The sequence below is a fragment of the Micromonospora sp. C97 genome (assembly GCF_018070385.1).
GTDB lineage: Bacteria > Actinomycetota > Actinomycetes > Mycobacteriales > Micromonosporaceae > Micromonospora > Micromonospora parva.
The window spans coordinates 1-19171 of record NZ_JAGPXU010000017.1 but is presented as its reverse complement, the minus strand read 5'-3'; the positions used below and the strand labels follow the sequence as shown (position 1 = coordinate 19171).

19 protein-coding genes, 1 tRNA gene and 1 pseudogene are annotated in these 19171 nt (G+C 72.0%); 17 read left to right on the top strand and 4 right to left on the bottom strand.

The window, feature by feature from the left end; all coding sequences use genetic code 11:
* Positions 1–158: 158 nt before the first annotated feature.
* The 11 genes from KBX26_RS21185 (at position 159) to KBX26_RS21135 (ending at position 9620) form a co-directional block, all read left to right on the top strand.
* Positions 159–491: a PadR family transcriptional regulator gene (locus KBX26_RS21185; protein ID WP_030328782.1), complete on the top strand. Its 333-nt coding sequence runs from the start codon at positions 159–161 to the stop codon at positions 489–491.
* Positions 488–1495: a hypothetical protein gene (locus tag KBX26_RS21180; protein ID WP_210866245.1), complete on the top strand. Its 1008-nt coding sequence runs from the start codon at positions 488–490 to the stop codon at positions 1493–1495. The genes KBX26_RS21185 and KBX26_RS21180 overlap by 4 nt, the downstream gene beginning before the upstream one ends.
* A gap of 130 nt (positions 1496–1625) precedes the next feature.
* Positions 1626–2162: a hypothetical protein gene (locus tag KBX26_RS21175; protein ID WP_030328778.1), complete on the top strand. Its 537-nt coding sequence runs from the start codon at positions 1626–1628 to the stop codon at positions 2160–2162.
* 198 nt (positions 2163–2360) lie between these two features.
* A complete protein-coding gene (locus tag KBX26_RS21170) occupies positions 2361–3047 on the top strand; it encodes a dienelactone hydrolase family protein (protein ID WP_030328776.1) in 687 nt (228 codons plus the stop codon).
* The gene (locus tag KBX26_RS21165) at positions 3040–3780 is read left to right on the top strand and encodes a uracil-DNA glycosylase family protein (protein ID WP_030328775.1); all 741 of its coding nucleotides are present in this window, start codon (positions 3040–3042) and stop codon (positions 3778–3780) included. Before KBX26_RS21170 ends, KBX26_RS21165 begins: the two co-directional genes overlap by 8 nt.
* Before the next feature lie 22 nt (positions 3781–3802).
* A complete protein-coding gene (locus KBX26_RS21160; protein ID WP_210866244.1) occupies positions 3803–4579 on the top strand; it encodes a DUF4129 domain-containing protein in 777 nt (258 codons plus the stop codon).
* Positions 4576–5160 carry a hypothetical protein gene (locus KBX26_RS21155; RefSeq protein ID WP_030328770.1) on the top strand — a complete coding sequence of 195 codons (585 nt, stop codon included), beginning with the start codon at positions 4576–4578 and terminating at the stop codon, positions 5158–5160. The genes KBX26_RS21160 and KBX26_RS21155 overlap by 4 nt, the downstream gene beginning before the upstream one ends.
* Positions 5160–6167 (top strand): MoxR family ATPase, encoded by a 1008-nt coding sequence (locus tag KBX26_RS21150; RefSeq protein WP_030328768.1) that lies wholly within the window; start codon positions 5160–5162, stop codon positions 6165–6167. Before KBX26_RS21155 ends, KBX26_RS21150 begins: the two co-directional genes overlap by 1 nt.
* A complete protein-coding gene (locus KBX26_RS21145) occupies positions 6167–7609 on the top strand; it encodes a DUF58 domain-containing protein (RefSeq protein ID WP_210866243.1) in 1443 nt (480 codons plus the stop codon). The genes KBX26_RS21150 and KBX26_RS21145 overlap by 1 nt, the downstream gene beginning before the upstream one ends.
* 16 nt (positions 7610–7625) lie before the next feature.
* A complete protein-coding gene (locus KBX26_RS21140) occupies positions 7626–8186 on the top strand; it encodes a hypothetical protein (RefSeq protein WP_210858123.1) in 561 nt (186 codons plus the stop codon).
* Between the two features lie 102 nt (positions 8187–8288).
* On the top strand, positions 8289–9620 hold the full coding sequence (locus KBX26_RS21135) for an NAD(P)/FAD-dependent oxidoreductase (RefSeq protein WP_030328762.1): 1332 nt from the start codon (positions 8289–8291) through the stop codon (positions 9618–9620).
* Between the two features lie 133 nt (positions 9621–9753).
* Here the strand turns inward: KBX26_RS21135 and KBX26_RS21130 are convergent, their stop codons facing one another.
* The gene (locus KBX26_RS21130; protein ID WP_210866242.1) at positions 9754–11604 is read right to left on the bottom strand and encodes a hypothetical protein; all 1851 of its coding nucleotides are present in this window, start codon (positions 11602–11604) and stop codon (positions 9754–9756) included.
* A gap of 101 nt (positions 11605–11705) precedes the next feature.
* Between KBX26_RS21130 and KBX26_RS21125 the strand changes: the two genes are divergently transcribed.
* The 4 genes from KBX26_RS21125 to KBX26_RS21110 all read left to right on the top strand — a co-directional run bounded on the left by KBX26_RS21125 (position 11706) and on the right by KBX26_RS21110 (position 13989).
* Positions 11706–11786 (top strand) — tRNA-Leu (locus KBX26_RS21125).
* Between the two features lie 107 nt (positions 11787–11893).
* The gene (locus KBX26_RS21120; protein ID WP_030328756.1) at positions 11894–12709 is read left to right on the top strand and encodes a Bax inhibitor-1/YccA family protein; all 816 of its coding nucleotides are present in this window, start codon (positions 11894–11896) and stop codon (positions 12707–12709) included.
* Between the two features lie 154 nt (positions 12710–12863).
* The gene (locus tag KBX26_RS21115) at positions 12864–13622 is read left to right on the top strand and encodes a Bax inhibitor-1/YccA family protein (RefSeq protein ID WP_210866241.1); all 759 of its coding nucleotides are present in this window, start codon (positions 12864–12866) and stop codon (positions 13620–13622) included.
* Between the two features lie 46 nt (positions 13623–13668).
* Positions 13669–13989, top strand: coding sequence for a hypothetical protein (locus KBX26_RS21110; RefSeq protein WP_030328751.1), 321 nt, complete (start codon positions 13669–13671; stop codon positions 13987–13989).
* Between the two features lie 7 nt (positions 13990–13996).
* Here KBX26_RS21110 and KBX26_RS21105 read toward each other — a convergent pair whose 3' ends face one another.
* From KBX26_RS21105 to KBX26_RS21095, 3 genes and pseudogenes are all read right to left on the bottom strand, one after another.
* Positions 13997–15259 carry an acetyl-CoA C-acetyltransferase gene (locus tag KBX26_RS21105; RefSeq protein WP_030328749.1) on the bottom strand — a complete coding sequence of 421 codons (1263 nt, stop codon included), beginning with the start codon at positions 15257–15259 and terminating at the stop codon, positions 13997–13999.
* 78 nt (positions 15260–15337) lie between these two features.
* Positions 15338–16150, bottom strand: coding sequence for an SGNH/GDSL hydrolase family protein (locus KBX26_RS21100; RefSeq protein WP_030328747.1), 813 nt, complete (start codon positions 16148–16150; stop codon positions 15338–15340).
* A pseudogene (locus tag KBX26_RS21095) lies at positions 16136–17199 on the bottom strand (SGNH/GDSL hydrolase family protein); the annotation flags it as partial. The pseudogene KBX26_RS21095 and the gene KBX26_RS21100, both read right to left, overlap by 15 nt.
* A gap of 150 nt (positions 17200–17349) precedes the next feature.
* Between KBX26_RS21095 and KBX26_RS21090 the strand changes: the two are divergent.
* The gene (locus KBX26_RS21090; RefSeq protein ID WP_030328742.1) at positions 17350–17706 is read left to right on the top strand and encodes a YkvA family protein; all 357 of its coding nucleotides are present in this window, start codon (positions 17350–17352) and stop codon (positions 17704–17706) included.
* Positions 17707–17778: 72 nt separating this feature from the next.
* Positions 17779–19149: a cystathionine beta-synthase gene (locus KBX26_RS21085; protein ID WP_030328739.1), complete on the top strand. Its 1371-nt coding sequence runs from the start codon at positions 17779–17781 to the stop codon at positions 19147–19149.
* Positions 19150–19171 lie beyond the last annotated feature (22 nt).

The window sequence follows — 19171 nt, the reverse complement described above, 5'->3', positions numbered from 1 at the left end:
CGATCAACTCGCCTTCCTTGAAGTCGCGGTATCCGTGTGCCTCGGATGCCTCGACTTCCTGAAAACCGAGTCGATCAACCTTCCGCGCGTCTGACCGGCTCGGCGTGTTGAGGCGGATTCGTTGACGCTATTTCGCATTGCACAGTAGTGTGCAATGCGTGGACACCACACAGCTGCTGAAGGGCGTGCTCGACATGGCCGTCCTGGCTGTTCTCCGGGAGGAGGACGGCTACGGTTACGACATCCTGCGCCGGTTGCGCGAGGCCGGCCTGGAGGAGGTCGGCGACGCCTCGGTCTACGGGACGCTGCGTCGCCTCTTCGCCGCCGGCCTGCTCACCACCTATGTGGTGCCGAGCGAATCCGGGCCGCACCGCAAGTACTACTCACTCAACGCCGCGGGGCGCGACCAACTGACCCGCTCCGGCAAGCTCTGGCGCTCGTTCGCCACCACCATGGACAGTCTGCTCGACGATCGGGGGATGGCGGCATGACCGTCACGGAGCAGGAGATCACCGACTACGTGGCGCGGGTCCGGGCCGCTCTGGCCGACCTGCCGACCGCGCAACGCGACGAGCTGACCGAGGACCTCGCCGACCACCTCACCGAGGTCGCCGCCGAGGCCGAGGGCACCCTTCTCGAGCGACTGGGCGAGCCCGAGACGTACGCCGCCGAGCTGCGCGCCGCGGCCGGCGCCGCACCGGGCGGCGGGCGCAACCTCGACCAGCGGGTGGCCACCGCGATGGCCCGGGTCCGCGGCCGGCTGCGCACCCTGGACACCCGTCTCGGCCCACCCCTGGGGTACGCGACGGCCAGCGACTTCCTCCACCTGCTGCGCCCCGGCTGGTGGGTGCTTCGGGGCTACCTGGCGGCGATGCTGGTCACCGTGATCAGCACCGGCGGCAGCTTCGGGTTGCTGCCGAGGTTCGGCGGTGAGTTGCTCGCCGGCATGATCATGCTGATCGGTTTCGTGGTCGCCTCCATCTGGATCGGCCGCCGCTCGGCTCAGCTGACCCGCTGGCCGCGCTCGGCAGTGCAGGTCGGCAGCGTGGTGCTGGTGATCTTCGCGTTCGCCGCGCTGATGCAGGCCGAGGACCGGATGCGCTACGGCGACTACGGCTACGACCAGACCTCGGTCGACAGCCAGTACGACCGGGTCCGGGACGTCTTCGTCTACGACAGCGAGGGCCGACTGGTGGAGAACGCCCGACTCTTCGACCAGAACGGCAATCCGATCCGGCTCGGCTACCCGGACTGCTCGGAAGAGGTCTATGACAAGCCGAACCTGCGGGCGTACCCGTACTGCCCGGAGCAGGCGCCCTTCGTGCCCCGCGCGCCCGGCGCACCCCTCCCGCGCGGTTCAGCGACCAGCACCCCGGACCCGACCAGCACCCCGGACCCGAGCGGCACACCCGGGCCGACCGGGACGCCGCTGCCGGCCGGTACGCCCACCGCAGTGCCGCCGAGCGGGACACCAACCCCCACCCCGACCCGGTGAACCGAGGTGTGAACTGGATCATGCGGGTGAAGCTGGGAAATAGCTGAACGGACGAGGCGAGCGGGACGGCACCGGAAATCAATGATCGTTACGGTGTCGTCTGCTCATCAACCCCTCGGAAGGAACCCCCGTGTCAGAGCAGGTCGCACCGCCCCCCGCGTCCGACGCCGCAACCCCTGAGCCGGCCGTCGAGACGCCGCAAGCGGCCGCGCCGCAGCAACCCGCTGGCGAGTCGCCGCAGGCGACCGAGCCGCAGCCAGCCGAGCCGAAGGCGGAGAAGTCCGGTGGTAGGAAGGTCCTCGGCATCGTCGGTGCGGTCCTCGCCGTCGTCGTCATCGCCGGCCTGAAGTTCGGCGTCGCCTCGGCGATCGGCAACTACTTCAACAAGGACGAGACCGCGGACGCCAAGACCGGCGACTGCATCGCCGAGCTGCCCGAGATCACCGGCACCGAGCAGGAGGAGGTCGACGGCGCCAAGGTCGTCGAGTGCACCTCCACCGACGCGGCGTACAACGTGGTCGGTCGGGTGGACGGCCAGAGCGAGGCTCAGGCCAAGGCCGACACCACCTGCACCCAGTTCTTCAAGGAGGGCGAGGAGGGGTACATCTTCTCCAGCATCGAGCCGGGCAAGACGGGCTACGTGCTCTGCCTGACCAAGAAGGTCTGACCGGAGCGGCGGACCGGTGTCGACGGCGGCGGGAGACATCCCGCCGCCGTCGGCGTACCCGGAGTCACCAGGGGGCGAACAGGAGGTGAATGCCACTGTTCCGGCGTCTTCCCGATGGCCGCGTGGCGTGGCAGGCTACCGGCACGTAGGACCACTGGGCGACCAGCCAACGATGACTGACCGCTAGGAGGACGGCCCATGGGCGAAATGGTGAGCTACCGCAGCAACGGGGGCACGAGCGAGGGGTATCTCGCGATACCCGCCAGCGGCACGGCCAGCCCCGCCGTCATCGTCATTCAGGAATGGTGGGGTCTGGTCCCGCACATCCGGTCGGTGGCCGACCGGTTCGCCGAGGCCGGTTTCGTGGCCCTCGCCCCGGACTTCTACCACGGTGAGACGACCAGCGAGCCGGACGAGGCGCAGCGGCTGCTGCTGGCGATGCGGATGGACGAGGCGGCGAAGGACATCGCCGGAGCGGCCGACTATCTCGCCGGGCGGCCCGAGGTCACCGGTAAGGTCGGTGCCGTGGGCTTCTGCGCCGGTGGCAGCCTGGCCCTCTGGTCGGCCACCATCTCCGAGCGGATCGTCGCCACCGCCGGGTTCTATCCCGTGCTGCCCTGGGAGTCGATGCGCCCCGACTGGGCCGACTACGCCGGCAAGGCAGCGGTCATCCACTGCTCCGAAGAGGACGGCACCTCGACCGCCGAGGGCGTACAGACCGCCCGTCGGGCCATCGAGGAGGCCGGCGGTGACTGCCACCTCTACGACTACCCGGGCACCTCGCACGCCTTCTTCAACGACGACCGGCCGGAGGCGTTCGACCAGCGCGCCGCCGCCAGCGCCTGGGCCCGCACCCTGGAACTCTTCCGGGCCAAGCTTGGCTGAGACGCGTACCCCCGAACAGGTGGTCGCCCGCGCACCGCGGGCGGCCGACCTGGCCGACCTCGACGCGGCGGTGAGCGACTGTTTCGCGTGTCCACGGCTGGTCCGGTGGCGGGAGGAGGTCGCCCGCACCCGCCGGGCCGCCTTCCGCGACCAGGAGTACTGGGGTCGGCCGGTGCCGGGCTTCGGCACCTCGGACGCGCGGATCGCGATCCTCGGGTTGGCGCCCGCCGCGCACGGTGGCAACCGCACCGGCCGGATCTTCACCGGTGACCGGTCGGGTGACGTGCTGTTCGCCGCGCTGCACCGGGCCGGGCTGGCCAACCAGCCGACGAGTGTGGCCGCCGACGACGGGCTCGCCCTGCGGGACCTGCGGGTCTTCTCGGCCGTCCGGTGTGCGCCACCGGACAACAAGCCGACCCCGGCGGAACGGGACACCTGCGCGCCCTGGCTGCACCGTGAGGTCGCGTTGGTCCAGCCCACGCTGCGGGTCGTGGTCGCGCTGGGCGCGTTCGCCTGGGCCGCGTGGTGGCCGGTGCTCCGCGCGGTGTACGGGCAGCGCCCGCCCAGCCCGCGACCGGCGTTCGGTCATGGGGCACACTGGTCCGGCACGGACGCCCCGGACTTGCTGGGCTGTTACCACGTCAGTCAGCAGAACACCTTCACCGGGCGGTTGACACCAGGGATGTTGGACGACGTCTTCGGCCAGGCTAAACAGCTGGCCGGAGTGGACTGAGACGACGCGTGGGGTGGTGGCGATGACAGACGGAACCCGCCCGCCCGCGCCGTCGGCCGAGCCGGCGCTGCGTCCGGTGCTCGGCCTGCTCCGCCGGTGGTGGCCGGTCGGCGCGGTCGCCGTCCTGCTCGCCGGTGCCGCGCTGGCGTCCGCCCACTCGTCGATCGGGGCCAGTCGGATCCCGCCGGCCGCGGACAACGTTCCCTGGGTTCCGGAGTACCCGACCGTCGAGCCGTCACCGTCCATCCCGATCGAGCCACGCGACGCGGGCGAGGCCACCCAGGCGCACATTCCGGAGTGGGTCGGCAAGGTGGCCGTGGCCCTGCTCGGGCTGGCCATCCTGGCCGCGCTCGGCTACCTCTGCTGGGTCCTGGTCCGGGGCGCGCTGCGCCGCACCACCCGGGCGCTACCGGCGCAGCGGGGCCGTCGGACCGCCGAGGGCACCGCCCGCGAGGTCGTCGCCGCCCTCGACGCCGGCCTGGTGGAACTCGACGACCGGGACACCGACCCCCGGGTGGCGGTGATCGCCTGCTGGGTGCGGCTGGAGGAGACCGCCGCCGCGGCCGGTGTGCCGAGGCTCGCCGGGGACACCCCCACCGACCTGGTCAGCCGGCTGTTGCAGGGCGACCCGGAGGCGGGCGTGCCGGCCATCGCCAGCACCGACGTGCTGGCGGAGTTCGCGCACGTCTACCGGGAGGCCCGGTACGCCACCCACCCGGTCGACGAACGCACCCGGGACCAGGCCCGCGCCGCACTTCGCCGGCTGCGCGGAGAACTCACCGCGGTGGTGACCCCATGAGCAGCACCAGCATCGACGATCTGCTCGCGTTCGAGGAGGAGGCGGCGCCGACCGGTCCGGGGGCGCGCGACTCCCGCTGGCGTCCGATGCTGCGTTCCCTCGCCTGGGCCGCCGCGCTGGTCGCGGTCCTGCTCGTCGGCCTCCGCGCGGTGGGCCTTCAGGTCTCGCTGCCGGTACTGATCGCCGGGGTGCTCGCCGTGTTGGCGGTGCGCCGGGTCACCGCACTGCTCGCGCCGCCGCCCCCGCCGCCGGGCGGTGCTCGGGTCGGCACCGGCGAGGAGGACGGCAGCTACAACTGGGGTGCCCGGGACGCGCTGCGCAGCGCGATCAACAGGTGGGAGTGGCCGCTGGACTGGTCCTCGACCCGACCCGAACGGTTCACCGGGACGGTCCTGCCCCGGATCGGTGAACTGGCCGACGAGCGGATGCGGCTGAAACACGGCGTGACCCGTGAGTCGGATCCCGCCCGCGCTCGCGCCCTGCTGGGTGAGCGCCTGTGGACGTTCCTGGAGACCCCGCCTCGCCGCACCCCGTCGCCGCGCGACCTCGCGGTGATCGTCGCCGAACTGGAGAGTATTTGATGAACGACGTGGACCGGAGCATTGCCCCCGCCGAGGTCGGGCACCTGGCCCGGGCGGTCCTGGATGCGGTCGGCACCGTCGTGGTCGGCAAACGGGACGCGTTGGAGTTGGTCCTCGCCGGCATCCTCGCCGGCGGGCACGTGCTCCTGGAGGACCTGCCGGGGCTCGGTAAGACGCTCACCGCCCGATCGTTCGCCCAGGCGCTCGGGTTGGACTTCCGTCGGTTGCAGTTCACCCCCGACCTGCTCCCCGCCGACGTCACCGGCTCCTTCCTCTACGACCAGCGCAACGGCGACTTCAGCTTCCGGGCCGGCCCGGTCTTCACCAACCTGCTCCTCGCCGACGAGATCAACCGGACGCCGCCGAAGACCCAGTCCGCGCTGCTGGAGGCGATGCAGGAGAAGCAGGTGTCGGTGGAGGGGGTGACCTACAAGCTCGACGAGCCGTTCCACGTGCTGGCCACCGCCAACCCCATCGAGTACGAGGGCACCTACCCGCTACCCGAGGCGCAGCTGGACCGGTTCCTGCTGCGGGTCTCGTTCGGGTACCCGCAGCACGAAGAGGAGTGGGAGGTGCTGCGCCGCCGGATGGGCCGTCGCCGGGAGGAGGCGGACATCAAGCCGGTGGTCGACGCGGCGACGCTGCGGGCCATGCAGGCCGCCCTGGAGGACGTGGTGGTGGAGGACTCCATCGGCCGCTACATCGTGTCGCTCACCGCGGCCACCCGGGAGCACCCGTCGGTGCTGGTCGGCGCCTCACCTCGTGGTTCGCTGGCGTTGCTGTTGCTGGCCCGGGTCCGCGCGGTGTTCGGCGGCCGGGACTACGTGGTGCCGGAGGACGTCAAGTCGGTGGCCGCGCCCGCCCTGGCACACCGGATCACCCTGCGCCCGGAGATGTGGTTGCGCCGGGTCGACCCGGCGTTCGTGGTGGGCGAGGTGCTGGAGGCGACTCCCGCCCCGGCCAGTGGCGCGCTGCCCAGCTACGCCGCCGGCGGGCCCCGGCACTGATGACCGGACCGACAGTGCCGAGGGCCACCGAAGCGGAACCGGCCGCCGGTTGGGCGCCCACCCCGGCGCTCGGCCGCGCGGTGCTGCTCGCCGGCCTGCTGCTGGTGGCCGGCGTGCTGCTGGGCAGGGTGGACCTGATCGTGCTGGCCGCTCCGTTCGCGCTGGGCACCGCGTACGCGTTGCGTCGACGGCCCACGGCGCTGCCCCAGGTCTGGATCACCCAGGGTGACGGCGGGCCGCTTGTCGAGGGCGGTGACGTGGCGGCGGCGGTGAGCGTCGGCAACCCGGACACTGTCGACTACGACCTGGTGGTGATGCGGTCCCGGGTGTCGCCGTGGCTGCGGATCGACAGGGCCGGCTTCGCCAGCGACGAGGCCGCCGGCGACGGGGCACAGAGTGCCGTCGCGGCGACCGGGGTGACCGCTCCGGGTAACAACGGGGGCCGTTCCGTCGCCGACCGACCGTTCGTGACCTCGGTGCCGATCGGTGCCGCTGTCGACCTTGAGTTGGCCGGCAAGGCCCTGCGCTGGGGCCGGCACCCGATTGGCCCCGCCGGTGCCCGGGTCGCCACGGCGGGCGGTCTGCTGGTCTCCCGGGCGGTGATCACCGAGCCGGTCCGGGTGCGGGTGTACCCGCGTACCGAGCCGTTCGAGGCGGTGGAGGCGATGCCCCGCGCAGCCGGCCTGGTCGGGGCGCACCACTCCCGCCGACCCGGAGAGGGCGGCGAGCTGGCCGGCGTACGCGTCTTCGCCCCCGGTGACCGGCTGCGCCGCATCGACTGGCGGGTCTCGTTGCGGGCCCGGCAACTGCACGTGGCCGCCACCCTCTCCGACCGGGACGCGGAGGTGGTGGTGCTGCTCGACGTGCTCGCCGAGGCGGGCCGCTCCGGTGGGGTGGACGGTGCCGCCTCGGTGCTGGACACCACCGTCCGGGCCACCGCCGCGATCGCCGAGCACTACCTGCACCGTGGCGACCGGGTGTCCCTGCTGGAGTACGGGCCGGCCGCCCGTCGGCTCCGGCCGGCCGCCGGGCGGCGGCAGTACCTCACCGTCCTGGAGTGGCTGCTCGACGTCCGGGTGCACGCGTCCGCGCACGAACCGTACGACCAGGTCTTCGGCCCGCAGTTGCTCTCCTCGGACGCGTTGGTGGTGGTGCTCACCCCGCTGCTGGACGAACGGTCGGCGCAGATGCTCGCCCGGTTGGCTCGCGGCGGGCGGTTCGTGGTGGCCGTCGACACGTTGCCGACGGACCTGGCGTCACCGAAGGACCGGGGCTGGGCCGAGGTGGCGTACCGGCTGTGGAGGCTGGACCGGGAGATCATGATCGGGCAGCTCCGCGAGCACGGCGTACCGGTGGTGCGCTGGGCGGGCGCCGGCAGCCTGGACCAGGTGCTGCGGGACGTGGCGCGGTTGGCGACGGCCCCCAGGGTGGGTGGCCGGTGAGCGAAAGGTCAGTGCGGTGAACCCGGTCGTGGAGCGGGCTCGGGCGACGCGGAACGCCGTCGCCCGGATCAGCGTCGCCCCGCTGCTGGTGCGGGCGGCGATCTTCGTCATCGTGCTTGCCGGGTTCGCCCTGGCGTTTCCGGCGGAGGTGCTTTCCGGCCGGCCGATCCTCTTCCTGGCGTTCGCCGCCCTGTTGCCCGCGTTCGGGCCGCGGCGGCTGTGGGCGACCTTCACGGCGTTGGTCACTGTCGGGGGTTGGCTGCTCGCCACCGACGGGTACGGCCGTCCGGTCGCGCTCTGGCGGCTGCTGGCCGTCGCGGCCCTGCTGTATCTGGGGCACACCCTCTGCGCGCTGGCCGCGCTGCTGCCCTACGACGCGGTGGTGGACCCGGAGTTGATCAGCCGATGGTTGGTGCGCTCGGCCGCCGTGCTGTTGGGTGCCGCCGTGTTGGGCGTGCTGCTGTTGCAGGCAGCGGGGACGGGTGGGGGAGCCGGATACCAGTGGGTCACCGTGCTGGGGTTGCTGGTGGCGGTGGGGACGGCGGCGTTGCTCGGTTGGCTCCTGCGGCGTCGGTGACCGCTGTGACCTGAGGGTTACGCAGGTCACATGGGTTGTGCTCCGTCACAGATGGGGGGCGCGAGCGGGATTACCTGAGCCGGCCGGGGAAAGATAGACAACGTGAATCCGAAGCGGATCCTTGTGGTTGGTGCCGGGCACGTCGGTCTGTACGCCGCCCTGCGCCTGTCGAAGAAGCTCAGCTCCCGTGAGGCTGAGGTCATGGTGGTGGACCCCCAACCCCACATGACCTATCAGCCGTTTCTGCCCGAGGCGGCGGCGGGCAACATCTCCCCGCGGCACTCCGTGGTGCCGCTGCGGCGGGAGTTGCGCCGGTGCAAGATGGTGGCCGGTACGGTCACGCGGATCGAGCACGACCGCAAGGTGGCCACCGTGCAGCCGATCAGTGGCCCGGCCCGGGAGATCACCTACGACCACGTGATCGTGGCCCCGGGTTCGGTCTCCCGCACCCTGCCGATTCCCGGCCTGCACGAGCAGGGCATCGGGTTCAAGACCATCGGTGAGGCGATCTACCTGCGCAACCACGTGCTGGATCGGCTCGACGTGGCGGCTGCCACGCCGGATCCGGACGTCCGCCGCTCGGCGCTGACCTTCACCTTCGTCGGTGGTGGGTACGCCGGCATCGAGGCGCTCGCCGAGATGGAGGACATGGCTCGCGACGCCCTGCGCTACTACCCGGAGCTCAAGCAGGACGAGGTTCGGTGGGTGCTGGTCGAGGCGACCCAGCGGGTGCTGCCCGAGGTCGACCGGGACATGGGTGCCTACACCGTGCAGCAGCTGCTGAAGCGGAACATGGACATCCGGCTGGACACCCGGCTCGAGTCCTGCGTCGACGGGGTGGTGAAGCTCTCCGACGGTGACAGCTTCCGCTCCGACACGATCGTCTGGACGGCCGGTGTGAAGCCTTCGCCGATGCTGGACGCGACCGACTTCCCGCGCGACGACCGTCGGCGGATCACCTGCCTGCCCACCCTGCAGGTGGTCGACGGTGACCAGGTGGTCGAGGGTGCCTGGAGCGCCGGTGACTGCGCCGCCGTTCCGGACCTCACCAAGGAGCCGGGCAACTTCTGCTCGCCGAGCGCCCAGCACGCGGTGCGTCAGGCCGCCCGGATGGCCGACAACATCGTGGCCGTGGTCCGGGGCCGTGAGCCGGTGAACTACAAGCACAAGCACGTCGGCAGCGTGGCGAGCCTCGGCCTGCACAAGGGCGTGGCCCAGGTGTACGGGATCAAGATGACCGGTTGGCCGGCCTGGGTGATGCACCGGACGTACCACATGAGCCGGATCCCGTCGTTCAACCGCAAGATCCGCGTGGTGGTGGACTGGTCGTTGGCGTTCTTCCTCAAGCGTGAGGTGGTCGCCCTGGGTCAGTTGCACGACCCGCGCGAGGAGTTCGTCGAGGCGTCCCAGCCCGTCGGTGCGCCCCGCGTCTGACCAGAACCCAAAAACCCAGACCCACCAACCCCGTCGATCTTGCACTTTCGGATGCCGTGATGCGCCTTTTAGCCCGTCTTGTCCGAGCAGAAAGTGCAAGATCGGCGGGGTTTTTGGGTCCCGCGAGGCGTGCTCAGACCCGCCAGGTCCAGGCGTCGGCGATGCGGGTGGGCGGGCCGTAGAGCTGTTCCAGGGTTGCCCGCAGGCTCTCCGCGTGGGGAGCGTCGTCGGTCAGCGCCACGCAGGAGGCACCCCAGAAGTCCGCGTCGCGGGCGGCCTGGCGGCGCTGCTCGTCGCCGATGGCCGGTTGGTCGCCGCGCCGGGCGACATCGGCGAGCAGTGCGGAGGTGGGCTGTTTGAAGGTGCCCATCGCCGCGGTGCCGCGCCTTCCGTACGGGCCGATGAAGAAGCCTTCCGGCAGCCCGAAACCGGCGTCGGCGGCGGTCGCCCAGCGCATCGGCCAGGGCTCCTTCGGCGTCGGCAACGGCACCGGGACCAGCACCCCGCCCGGTGGTACGCACTGCCGCCAGTGGCCGCCGCTGATGAATGTCGGCACGGCTGGTCGTCCGGCGGTGGGCAGCGGGGTCGGGAAGAGCGGCAGCAGCGCCACCCCGACGGCCAGTGGTACCAGCCGTCGTGCCCGACCGGAGCTGCCCAGGGCCCGGTCGACAGCGAGCACCAGCAGCGTCGCGACGATCGGCAGCAACGCCAGCGCGAACCGCATCGGCAACGCCCCGTCCACCACCGGCAGCCCGGCGATCACTGCGTACGGACCGGGGACCGCCGTCCTGGTGCCGCCGAACACCACCTCGGGGCCGAGCGAGAGCGACCCCATCACCAGGCCCGCCACGACGCAGGCGAAGACCAGCCGGCGTCGCCCGGCCCAGATCGCGCAGGCCGCGGCGACCAGCAGCAGTGGCCAGCCGAGGAACGTGTTGTACTCGGCGGGGCCGGTGGTCAGCCGGGCGGACTCGGCGCTGCCGGCCACCGACAGTGGGGAGAGGGTCCACCAGCTGCTCAGGTCGGCGGAGAAGTAGGCCGGGGTGAACATCCCGTCGGCGACTCCCTGCGGCCCGGCGAACTGGAACCACAGCGGATAGCCCAGCACCAGCAGGGCGAGCCCGGCGGTGATCGCCAACCCTGCGGCGAACCCGGGGAGCGCCCGGCGGGCCAGGTCCCGGTCCACCACGGCATAGCTGATCGACATCACCAGCAGCGTGATCGCGGCGAGGAAGAGCACCTCCTCGCCGATGAAGACCTGCGCGGTGACCGCGCCGGCCAGCCCCGCCGCCGAGGTGAACAACCGTCGACGGTCCGGCCCGGTGGCGCCGGTCCCGTCGGGTGTCCCGGGCCCCGGGTCGGCCGCCCTCAGCAGCCGGACCACCAGCCAGACGATCACCGGCACCAGCCACTGGGCGGTCATGTGCAGGTGACTGTTGGTCTGCGAGACCATGCCGGGTCCGAAGCCGCACAGCCCGCCGCCGAGTGCGGCGGCCAACCAGCGGGCGCGCAGCGTCCGATGGAACAGCAGGTACCAGGCGAGGGCGGTGCCGGCGAGGTTGGCGGCGGCGATCAGCGCGAAGGTGACCGGTGCGCCCAGCAGCAGGGTGACCGGCGCGAAGACGACGCCCAGCGCGATCACCGTGGTGTTGGCCATCAGGTTGACCCCGTCGGGGGCGTTGAGCCGGTCGGTGAGCAGATCGAAGTCGCCGAGCAGCGCGCGGGCGTCCACCGCCAGGAACCACTCGTAGAGGGTCTGGTCCTCCGGGTTGAGCGCCAGGGTGCGGGCTCCCGGGTCGGGCCACAGCCCGTGGGTGAGCCAACCGGCCAGCACCGCGAAGATCAGAGCGGCCAGCAGATCCGCCCGGTGACGCCGGACGGCGGCCAGCAGCCGGGTGGCCCGGGGCCGGCGGTTGACCTGATCGGCGAGGCGGAATGCCTGCTCAGGCGCGGCGTCGGGGGCCGTGGGGGCTGCGCTGCTCACGGCATCGACCCTAATGTGGCCAGGCCGGCGGGGTACGCCGGGTCGCCGCAGACCGGCTACGGTGACATTGCACCAGGCGTGTCGGCGCGCCGGTGTCACTCGCCCGGGTGGTGGAACGGCAGACACGGCCGCCTTAAAAGCGGCTGCCGAAAGGCGTGCGGGTTCGACCCCCGCCCCGGGCACCGGTCGACCTCACCCATTCTCATTCGTGATCTCCAAGACGTGACTGCGCCGTTTACTCTTGGAGGGCACGTTCACGTGCACACGACCCCCTGAGGGAGGCCAGACAGTGAAGACCTCGAACCCGGTGCTCGCCCGGCTCGGCCAGGCGGCCGAGCGGGAGCGCTCCGCCGGGTACGCCCCGGCCGGGCCGTACGGACAGCCCGGCATTCCCCAGCAGTACCCGTCCCAGGCCGGTTACCCGGCCGCGCCGCCGACCGTGGCGCCGATGACCGTCGACGACGTGGTCGTCAAGACGGTCGCTCTGCTCGGCATCCTCGGCATCACCGCCGCGGCCGCCTGGGTGCTCGTGCCCGACGCGTTGGTCGGTACCGCCTGGATCGGCGCGGCGGTGGTCGGCCTGGTCCTCGGCTTGATCATCTCGTTCTCCCGGATGGCCAACCCGGCGCTCGTGATCGCGTACGCGGTCGTCGAGGGTGTCTTCGTCGGCATGGTCAGCAAGGCGTTCGAGACGGCCTACGACGGCATCGTGCTCCAGGCCGCCGCGGCCAGCTTCGGCATCTTCTTCCTGATGGCGATGCTCTACCGGGCGAAGGTCATCCGGGCCACCCCGGCCTTCGTCAAGGGCATGATCGCCGTGATGGTCGGTCTCTTCGCCGTCATGATGATCAACCTGGTGCTGGCGCTGTTCGGCGTCAACACGGGCCTGCGTGACGGCAGCCCGCTGGCCATCGGCTTCAGCCTGGTCTGCATCGTGGTCGCCTCGCTGAGCTTCGTGCTCAGCTTCAAGGAGATCGAGGACGGCGTCCGGATGGGCCTGCCCCAGCGCTACTCCTGGACGGCCGCGTTCGGCATCCTGGTCAGCCTGGTCTGGCTCTACATCGAGATCCTGCGCCTGCTGAGCTACTTCCAGGGCGACGACTGACCTCGTCCGCACTGCGACCGGCGCCCGCCTCCAACGTCGTTGGGGGCGGGCGCCGTCGTCCGCGCCGTTTCCCCGCCGCCGCCGGTCCGCCCGGGGCAGAGTGACTGCGAGGCTTTGACACAAGCCCTGGGGTACGCGGGTGGAGGAGGCGACGGTGCGCAGCAACAACCCGGTGCTCAACCGGCTGGACGAGGCCGGCCGGGTGGAGGCCCGGGTGCTCGGTTCCCGTGACGTCGAGCCGATGACCGTCGACGACGTGGTGGTCCGTACCGTCGGGTTGCTGCTGGTGACCGGCGTCGCCGCGGCGGTGTCCTGGGCGGTGATTCCCGACGCCGTGTGGCTGGGTGCCGCGTTGGCCGGCAGCGCGCTCGCCTCGATCGCGCTGGTCCTGGTCATCTCGTTGCGGGGAATCACCAACCCGGTGCCGATCGTCGGCTACGCCATCCTGCAGGGCCTGCTGCTGGGGGTGGCGAGCCGCACCTTCGAGCAGGTCTATCCGGGCATCGTGGTGCAGGCGGTGGCCGGCACCTTCGGCGTCTTCCTCGGCATGGCGGCGCTGTACCGGGCCCGCGTGATCCGGGCGACGCCCCGGCTGGCCCGCCTGGTGATCGGCGCCCTGCTCGGCATCGCCGTGCTCAGCGTGGTCAACCTGGTGTCGTACCTGATCAGCGGGCGACCGGGCCTGGCGGGTTACAGCGTCAGCGGGGAGGTCGGCTGGGTGCCGTACGCGATCTCGGTGGTGGCCATCATCGCCGGGGCGTTCAGTTTCATCCTCGACTTCGATCTCGTCGAGCGTTCGGTGCGCGACGGTCGAGCCCGCCGGTACGCGTGGCTGAGCGCGTTCGGCCTGCTCACCGGGTTGGTCTTTCTCTACTGGCAGCTGCTGCGGCTGCTCAGTTACCTGCGCCGCTGACCGGCCCGAACAGCAGCGGCAGGCGTCGGCCGTAGACTCGGCGGCGATGAGCGCAGCGGAGTTGGACAAGGCCGTGCGGTTGCTGGTCGGTCAGATCGCGCACTGGCAGCAGCCGAGGTGGGCGGCGGCCGCGACCGCCGGCAACGTGTCCCGCGCCGACCTCGTGCACCGCCTGGTGCAGGAGGTCGCCAACCTGGCGGCCGACGCCGAGGGGCAGCCCCGGCGGGTGGTGCCCCGGCTCGACAACGACCTGGCCCTGCCCGACCAGCTGCGGGTGGTCACGGCGGACCTGTTGGCCGCCGACCCGGGGGCCGAGGCGCTGACCCGGGCCGCCGCCGAGGTGACGGCGACCCGCAGCGCGCTCTGAGGGCGACTCAGCTGAGCCGTTCGAGCACCATGGCCATGCCCTGGCCGCCGCCCACGCACATGGTCTCCAGACCGATGGTCTTGTCGTGCCACTCCAGCGCGTTGAGCAGGGTGCCGGTGATCCGCGCGCCGGTCATGCCGAACGGGTGGCCGACAGCGATGGCCCCACCCATCACGTTCAGCTTCTCCTCGGGGATGCCCAGCTGGCGGTAGGAGGGGATGACCTGCGCGGCGAACGCCTCGTTGATCTCGACGAGGTCGACGTCGTCGATCGTCATACCGGCCCGGCGCAGCGCCTGCCGGGACGCCTCGACCGGCCCGAGGCCCATGATCTCCGGCGACAGGGCGGTCACACCGGTCGAGACGATCCGGGCCAGCGGGGTGATCCCGAGCTCCTCGGCCCGCTGGGCACTCATCACCACCACTGCCGCCGCACCGTCGTTGAGCGGGCAGCAGTTGCCGGCGGTGATCCGACCGTCCGGGCGGAACACCGGCTTCAGACCGGCGACCGCGTCGAGGGTGACGCCGGCCCGGGGCCCGTCGTCGGTGCTCACCACAGTGCCGTCCGGCGCGGTGACCGGGGTGATCTCCCGGGCCCAGAAGCCGTCGGCGATGGCCTTCTCGGCGAGGTTCTGGCTGCGTACGCCGAACTCGTCCATGTCGGCGCGGGTGACGTCGTACACCTGGGCCAGGTTCTCCGCGGTCTGCCCCATGGTGAGGTAGATGTCGGGCAGCTCACCGGCCTCGCGCGGGTCGGTCCACACCTCGGCGCCGCCCTGCGCGCGGCGCTTCGAGCGCTCGCCGGCCGCCGCGAAGCGGGGGTTTTCCCAGCCGCCGCCGACCAGCGCCTGCGCCTCGGGCGGCAGCCCGTCGGAACTGCCCCGGGCGTAGCGGGAGACCATCTCCACGCCGGCGGAGACGAACACGTCGCCCTCGCCGGCCCGGATCGCGTGCATCGCCATCCGGGTGGTCTGCAACGAGGAGGCGCAGTAGCGGGTCAGCGTGGCGCCGGGGACAGTGTCCAGGCCGAGGAGGGTGGACACCACCCGGGCCATGTTGAAGCCCTGTTCGCCGCCGGGCAGGCCGCACCCGAGGTAGAGGTCGTCGATCGTGGTCGGATCGAGCGCGGGGATCTTGTCCAGCGCGGCTCGGACGATGGTCGCGGCGAGGTCGTCGGAGCGGACATCGCGCAGGGAACCCTTGTGCGCCCGGCCGATGGGGGAGCGGGCGGTGGCGACGATGACGGCGTCGCGGGACGACTCAATCGGCATGGACCAACGTTAACCCGCCGGTAACATGCGCGGAAGAAGCCGGCACAGCGGGAAATGTCACCAGCGGCCGGCGACGATCTAGCGCCGGGTGGTGGCCGCCGCCGCGGCGACGATGGCGGGCAGCAGCGCGTGCGCCCACACCCGGTAACCATCGGCGGAGGGGTGGAAACGGTCCGGGCAGAGCGTCCCCGCATCGGCCCGGAACACCGGCCCGGTCTCGGTGCCCAGGTCGACCACCGAGCCGCCCGCCTGCAACACGGCGCTGGTCTGCGCGCGGGCCACCCGACGCCCGGACCAGCCGACCACCTGGCGCAGCGGGGGAGCGATCGCACGCACCGCGCCGAGGTCGGGGCAGGTGCCCACGACCACCTCGACGCGCGCCTCACGCAGCCGGTGCACCGCCGCACCGAGGTAGGCCGCCGCGTCGGCGGGCCGGCGCAGCCCGGTGGCGTCGTTCGCGCCGATCAGGATCAACGCCACGTCGGGCCGCTCACCGAGCAGGGCCCGGGCCACCTGGGTGGCGAGGTCGGTCGAGCGGGACCCGGACACGCCGACGCTGGACAGGTGCACCCGGCGGCCGGTCGGGCCCTCGGCGAGCAGGTTGGCCAACTGCCCGCCGATGGTGTCCTCCAGCCGGTCCACACCGACACCGAGTGCCGACGAGTCACCCAGCAGCACCAGTCGCAGCGGTGCAGCGCCCGCCCGGCCGATCGTGGCGCGCAGGGCCAGGCCCAGCTCCGGTTGGGCGTAGCGTCGGTGCCGGGCGACGAACGCCTCACCGGCGAGGACGGCGGCGCCTCCGACAGTGCCGGCGAGCAGCGAGAACGCCGCCGCCCGACCCAGCCGGCCGGCGAGGCCGGAGGTCACGCTCCGCGCGCTGCGCTCGTTCATGCCAGTCCCTCCACTGTCGAGGTGTCCGAGGCGGACCCGTGCTGCGGCACCGCACCGACACCGAAGAACGCCCGTCGGCGCAGCTGCGCCCACCGGCCGGCCGGCCCTCGGTCGCGGCCCCGCACCTGGACGCCGCTGACCTCCGTGCCGGCGTGTCGAGCCGCCTCCTGCGCGGCCTCCGGCAGCGACCGTACGCCGTCGCCGCGCATCAGTGTGGCCCGTCGTTCCGGGGTCGCGCCGAGGGCGGAGAGCATCGTCGGCAGGAGCGCGGCGGCAGCCATCGCGTACCCCTCGGCGGAGGGATGGAACCGGTCCCAGGCGAACATCCGGGTCGGCTCGGCCGCGAACCGGGGGCCGAGCAGGTCACCGAGGGAGACCGTCCAGCCGCCCGCCTCGACCACTGCCACCGTCTGGGCGGCGGCGAGCTGACGGCTCCAGCGGTGCGCCAGCCAGCGCAGCGGTGGCTGGATCGGGCGGATCGCGCCCAGGTCGGGGCAGGTGCCGACGACCACCTCGCACCCGGCGTCACGCAGGGTGCGCACCGCCTCGACCAGGTAGCGCACCGCGAGGCCGCGCGGGGTGCGGTTGGTGATGTCGTTGCCGCCGATGAGGATCACCGCGATGTCGGGCCGGCACTCCAGCGCCGCCTCCACCTGGTGGCGTAGCGCCGCCGAGATGGCGCCGACCACCGCGAAGCGGTGCAGCTGAACCGGCCGGTGCAGTCGACGGGACAGGCCCGTGGCGAGCAGCGCCCCAGGCGTCTCCCGGCGGCGGTGCACGCCGTAGCCGGCCGCCGACGAGTCACCGAGCACCACCATGGTGAGCGCCGGGCCGGGGAACTTCGCGCCGTACATCCCATCGCAGCGGGGTGGCGGCGCCTCGGCCATCGGGATGGTCCGTCGAGCCTGCCGGGCCTGGCCGACCAGCACCCCGCCGGTCGCCACCACGGCCGCCGCGGTGGCGCCTGTCCCGATGGCTGCCAGCCGGACGAACCGCCGGGCCTGCCGCCAGCGATCACTACCGGGTACGACGGAATCTGCCACCCCCATACCGCGACATTATCGCGCTGGTCCGACACCCCGCTGTCGTCGTGACGGCACCCGGGTGCCTGGAACCCGACGCGACGGGGTATCTGAATGGGAGAGGCCGGCCGACTTGCGCCGACCCGCCACGCTGATCCGGCGGAGAGGAGCGCGACGATGGGTAAGACACTGAAGCGCAGCGCGGCGTTCACGGCCCTGGCGCGGGCCCTGGCGGCGGGGGCGCGCAACGGGCCGTCGATCGGCACCCGGTTGGCCGCGTTGCCCCGGATGATCCGGGCCACCGCCAAGGGGGAGTACGACGGCGGCCTTCGGCTGGCCCTGATGACCGCGGCGACGGCGTACATCGTCTCGCCGATCGACCTGCTCCCGGAGATCCCGTTGGCGATCTTCGGGCTGGCCGACGACGCGGTCATGGTCACCTGGCTGGCCGGCAGCGTGCTCGCCGAAACCGATCGCTTCCTGGAGTGGGAGGCCCGTCGCAGCTCGGTCATCCCCGGGGGGTTGGTGCCCTGACGACACGTACGCTGGGCGGCGAGGAACCGTCTTCCCGGTCGCCACCGTCGGCACCGCAACGAAGGGCACACCGTGCAGTACTACGACAACGTCGTCGACATGATCGGAAACACCCCGCTGGTGCGTCTGCGTAACGTCACCGAGGGCATCCAGGCCACCGTGCTGGCCAAGGTGGAGTACGTCAACCCGGGTGGTTCGGTGAAGGACCGGATCGCGCTGCGGATGGTGGAGGACGCCGAGGCTGCCGGTCTGCTCAAGCCCGGCGGCACCATCGTCGAGCCGACCAGCGGCAACACCGGTGTCGGGTTGGCCCTGGTGGCCCAGCTCAAGGGCTACCGGTGTGTGTTCGTCTGCCCCGACAAGGTCAGCCAGGACAAGCAGGACGTGCTCCGGGCGTACGGCGCCGAGGTGGTGGTCTGCCCGACCGCCGTCGCGCCGGAGGACCCGCGCTCGTACTACAACGTCTCGGACCGGCTGACCCGGGAGATCCCCGGCGCCTGGAAGCCCAACCAGTACAGCAACCCGGCCAACCCTCGGTCGCACTACGAGACGACCGGCCCGGAGCTGTGGAAGCAGACCGACGGCGAGCTCACCCACTTCGTGGCCGGCGTCGGCACCGGAGGCACCATCTCCGGCATCGGCCGCTACCTGAAGGAGGCCTCCGAGGGTCGGGTGCGCGTCGTCGGGGCTGACCCGGAGGGCTCGGTCTACTCGGGCGGCACCGGCCGGCCGTACCTGGTGGAGGGCGTCGGCGAGGACTTCTGGCCGGAGACGTACGACCGGGGCGTCGCCGACGAGATCGTGGAGGTCTCCGACAAGGCGTCGTTCGAGATGACCCGGCGACTGGCCCGCGAGGAGGGGCTGCTGGTCGGCGGTTCCTGCGGGATGGCGGTGGTCGCCGCGCTGGACGTCGCCCGCCGGGCCGGCCCGGACGACGTGGTGGTGGTGCTGCTGCCCGACGGCGGCCGAGGCTACCTCTCCAAGATCTTCAACGACTCGTGGATGGCCCGGTACGGCTTCCTCGACAACTCCGGCGCCGAGCCGACGGTGGCCGACGCGCTGGCCAGCAAGCCGGGCGGGCTGCCTGAGCTGGTGCACGTGCACCCGACCGAGACGGTCCGCGACGCGATCGACTACATGCGCGAGTACGGCGTCTCGCAGCTGCCGGTGCTCAAGGCCGAGCCGCCCGTGGTGACCGGTGAGGTCGCCGGCTCGATCGCCGAGCGGGACCTGCTCGACGCGCTGTTCACCGGTCAGGCTCACCTGCACGACACCATCGAGCGGCACATGGGCGACCCACTGCCGATGATCGGTGGGGGTCAGCCGGTGAGCGAGGCGGTCGGCATGCTGGAGAAGTCCGACGCGGCGCTGGTCCTGGTCGACGGCAAGCCCAAGGGTGTCCTGACCCGCCAGGACCTGCTGTCCCACCTCGGAGCCCACTAACCCCCAACCCCAACCCCAACCG

Coding starts and splice junctions, on each gene's coding strand:
- KBX26_RS21155 (WP_030328770.1), top strand. CDS start 4,576: ATGAGCAGCACCAGCATCGACGATCTGCTCGCGTTCGAGGAGGAGGCG.
- KBX26_RS21145 (WP_210866243.1), top strand. CDS start 6,167: ATGACCGGACCGACAGTGCCGAGGGCCACCGAAGCGGAACCGGCCGCC.
- KBX26_RS21170 (WP_030328776.1), top strand. CDS start 2,361: ATGGGCGAAATGGTGAGCTACCGCAGCAACGGGGGCACGAGCGAGGGG.
- KBX26_RS21180 (WP_210866245.1), top strand. CDS start 488: ATGACCGTCACGGAGCAGGAGATCACCGACTACGTGGCGCGGGTCCGG.
- KBX26_RS21160 (WP_210866244.1), top strand. CDS start 3,803: ATGACAGACGGAACCCGCCCGCCCGCGCCGTCGGCCGAGCCGGCGCTG.
- KBX26_RS21150 (WP_030328768.1), top strand. CDS start 5,160: ATGAACGACGTGGACCGGAGCATTGCCCCCGCCGAGGTCGGGCACCTG.
- KBX26_RS21105 (WP_030328749.1), bottom strand. CDS start 15,259: ATGCCGATTGAGTCGTCCCGCGACGCCGTCATCGTCGCCACCGCCCGC.
- KBX26_RS21110 (WP_030328751.1), top strand. CDS start 13,669: ATGAGCGCAGCGGAGTTGGACAAGGCCGTGCGGTTGCTGGTCGGTCAG.
- KBX26_RS21100 (WP_030328747.1), bottom strand. CDS start 16,150: ATGAACGAGCGCAGCGCGCGGAGCGTGACCTCCGGCCTCGCCGGCCGG.
- KBX26_RS21090 (WP_030328742.1), top strand. CDS start 17,350: ATGGGTAAGACACTGAAGCGCAGCGCGGCGTTCACGGCCCTGGCGCGG.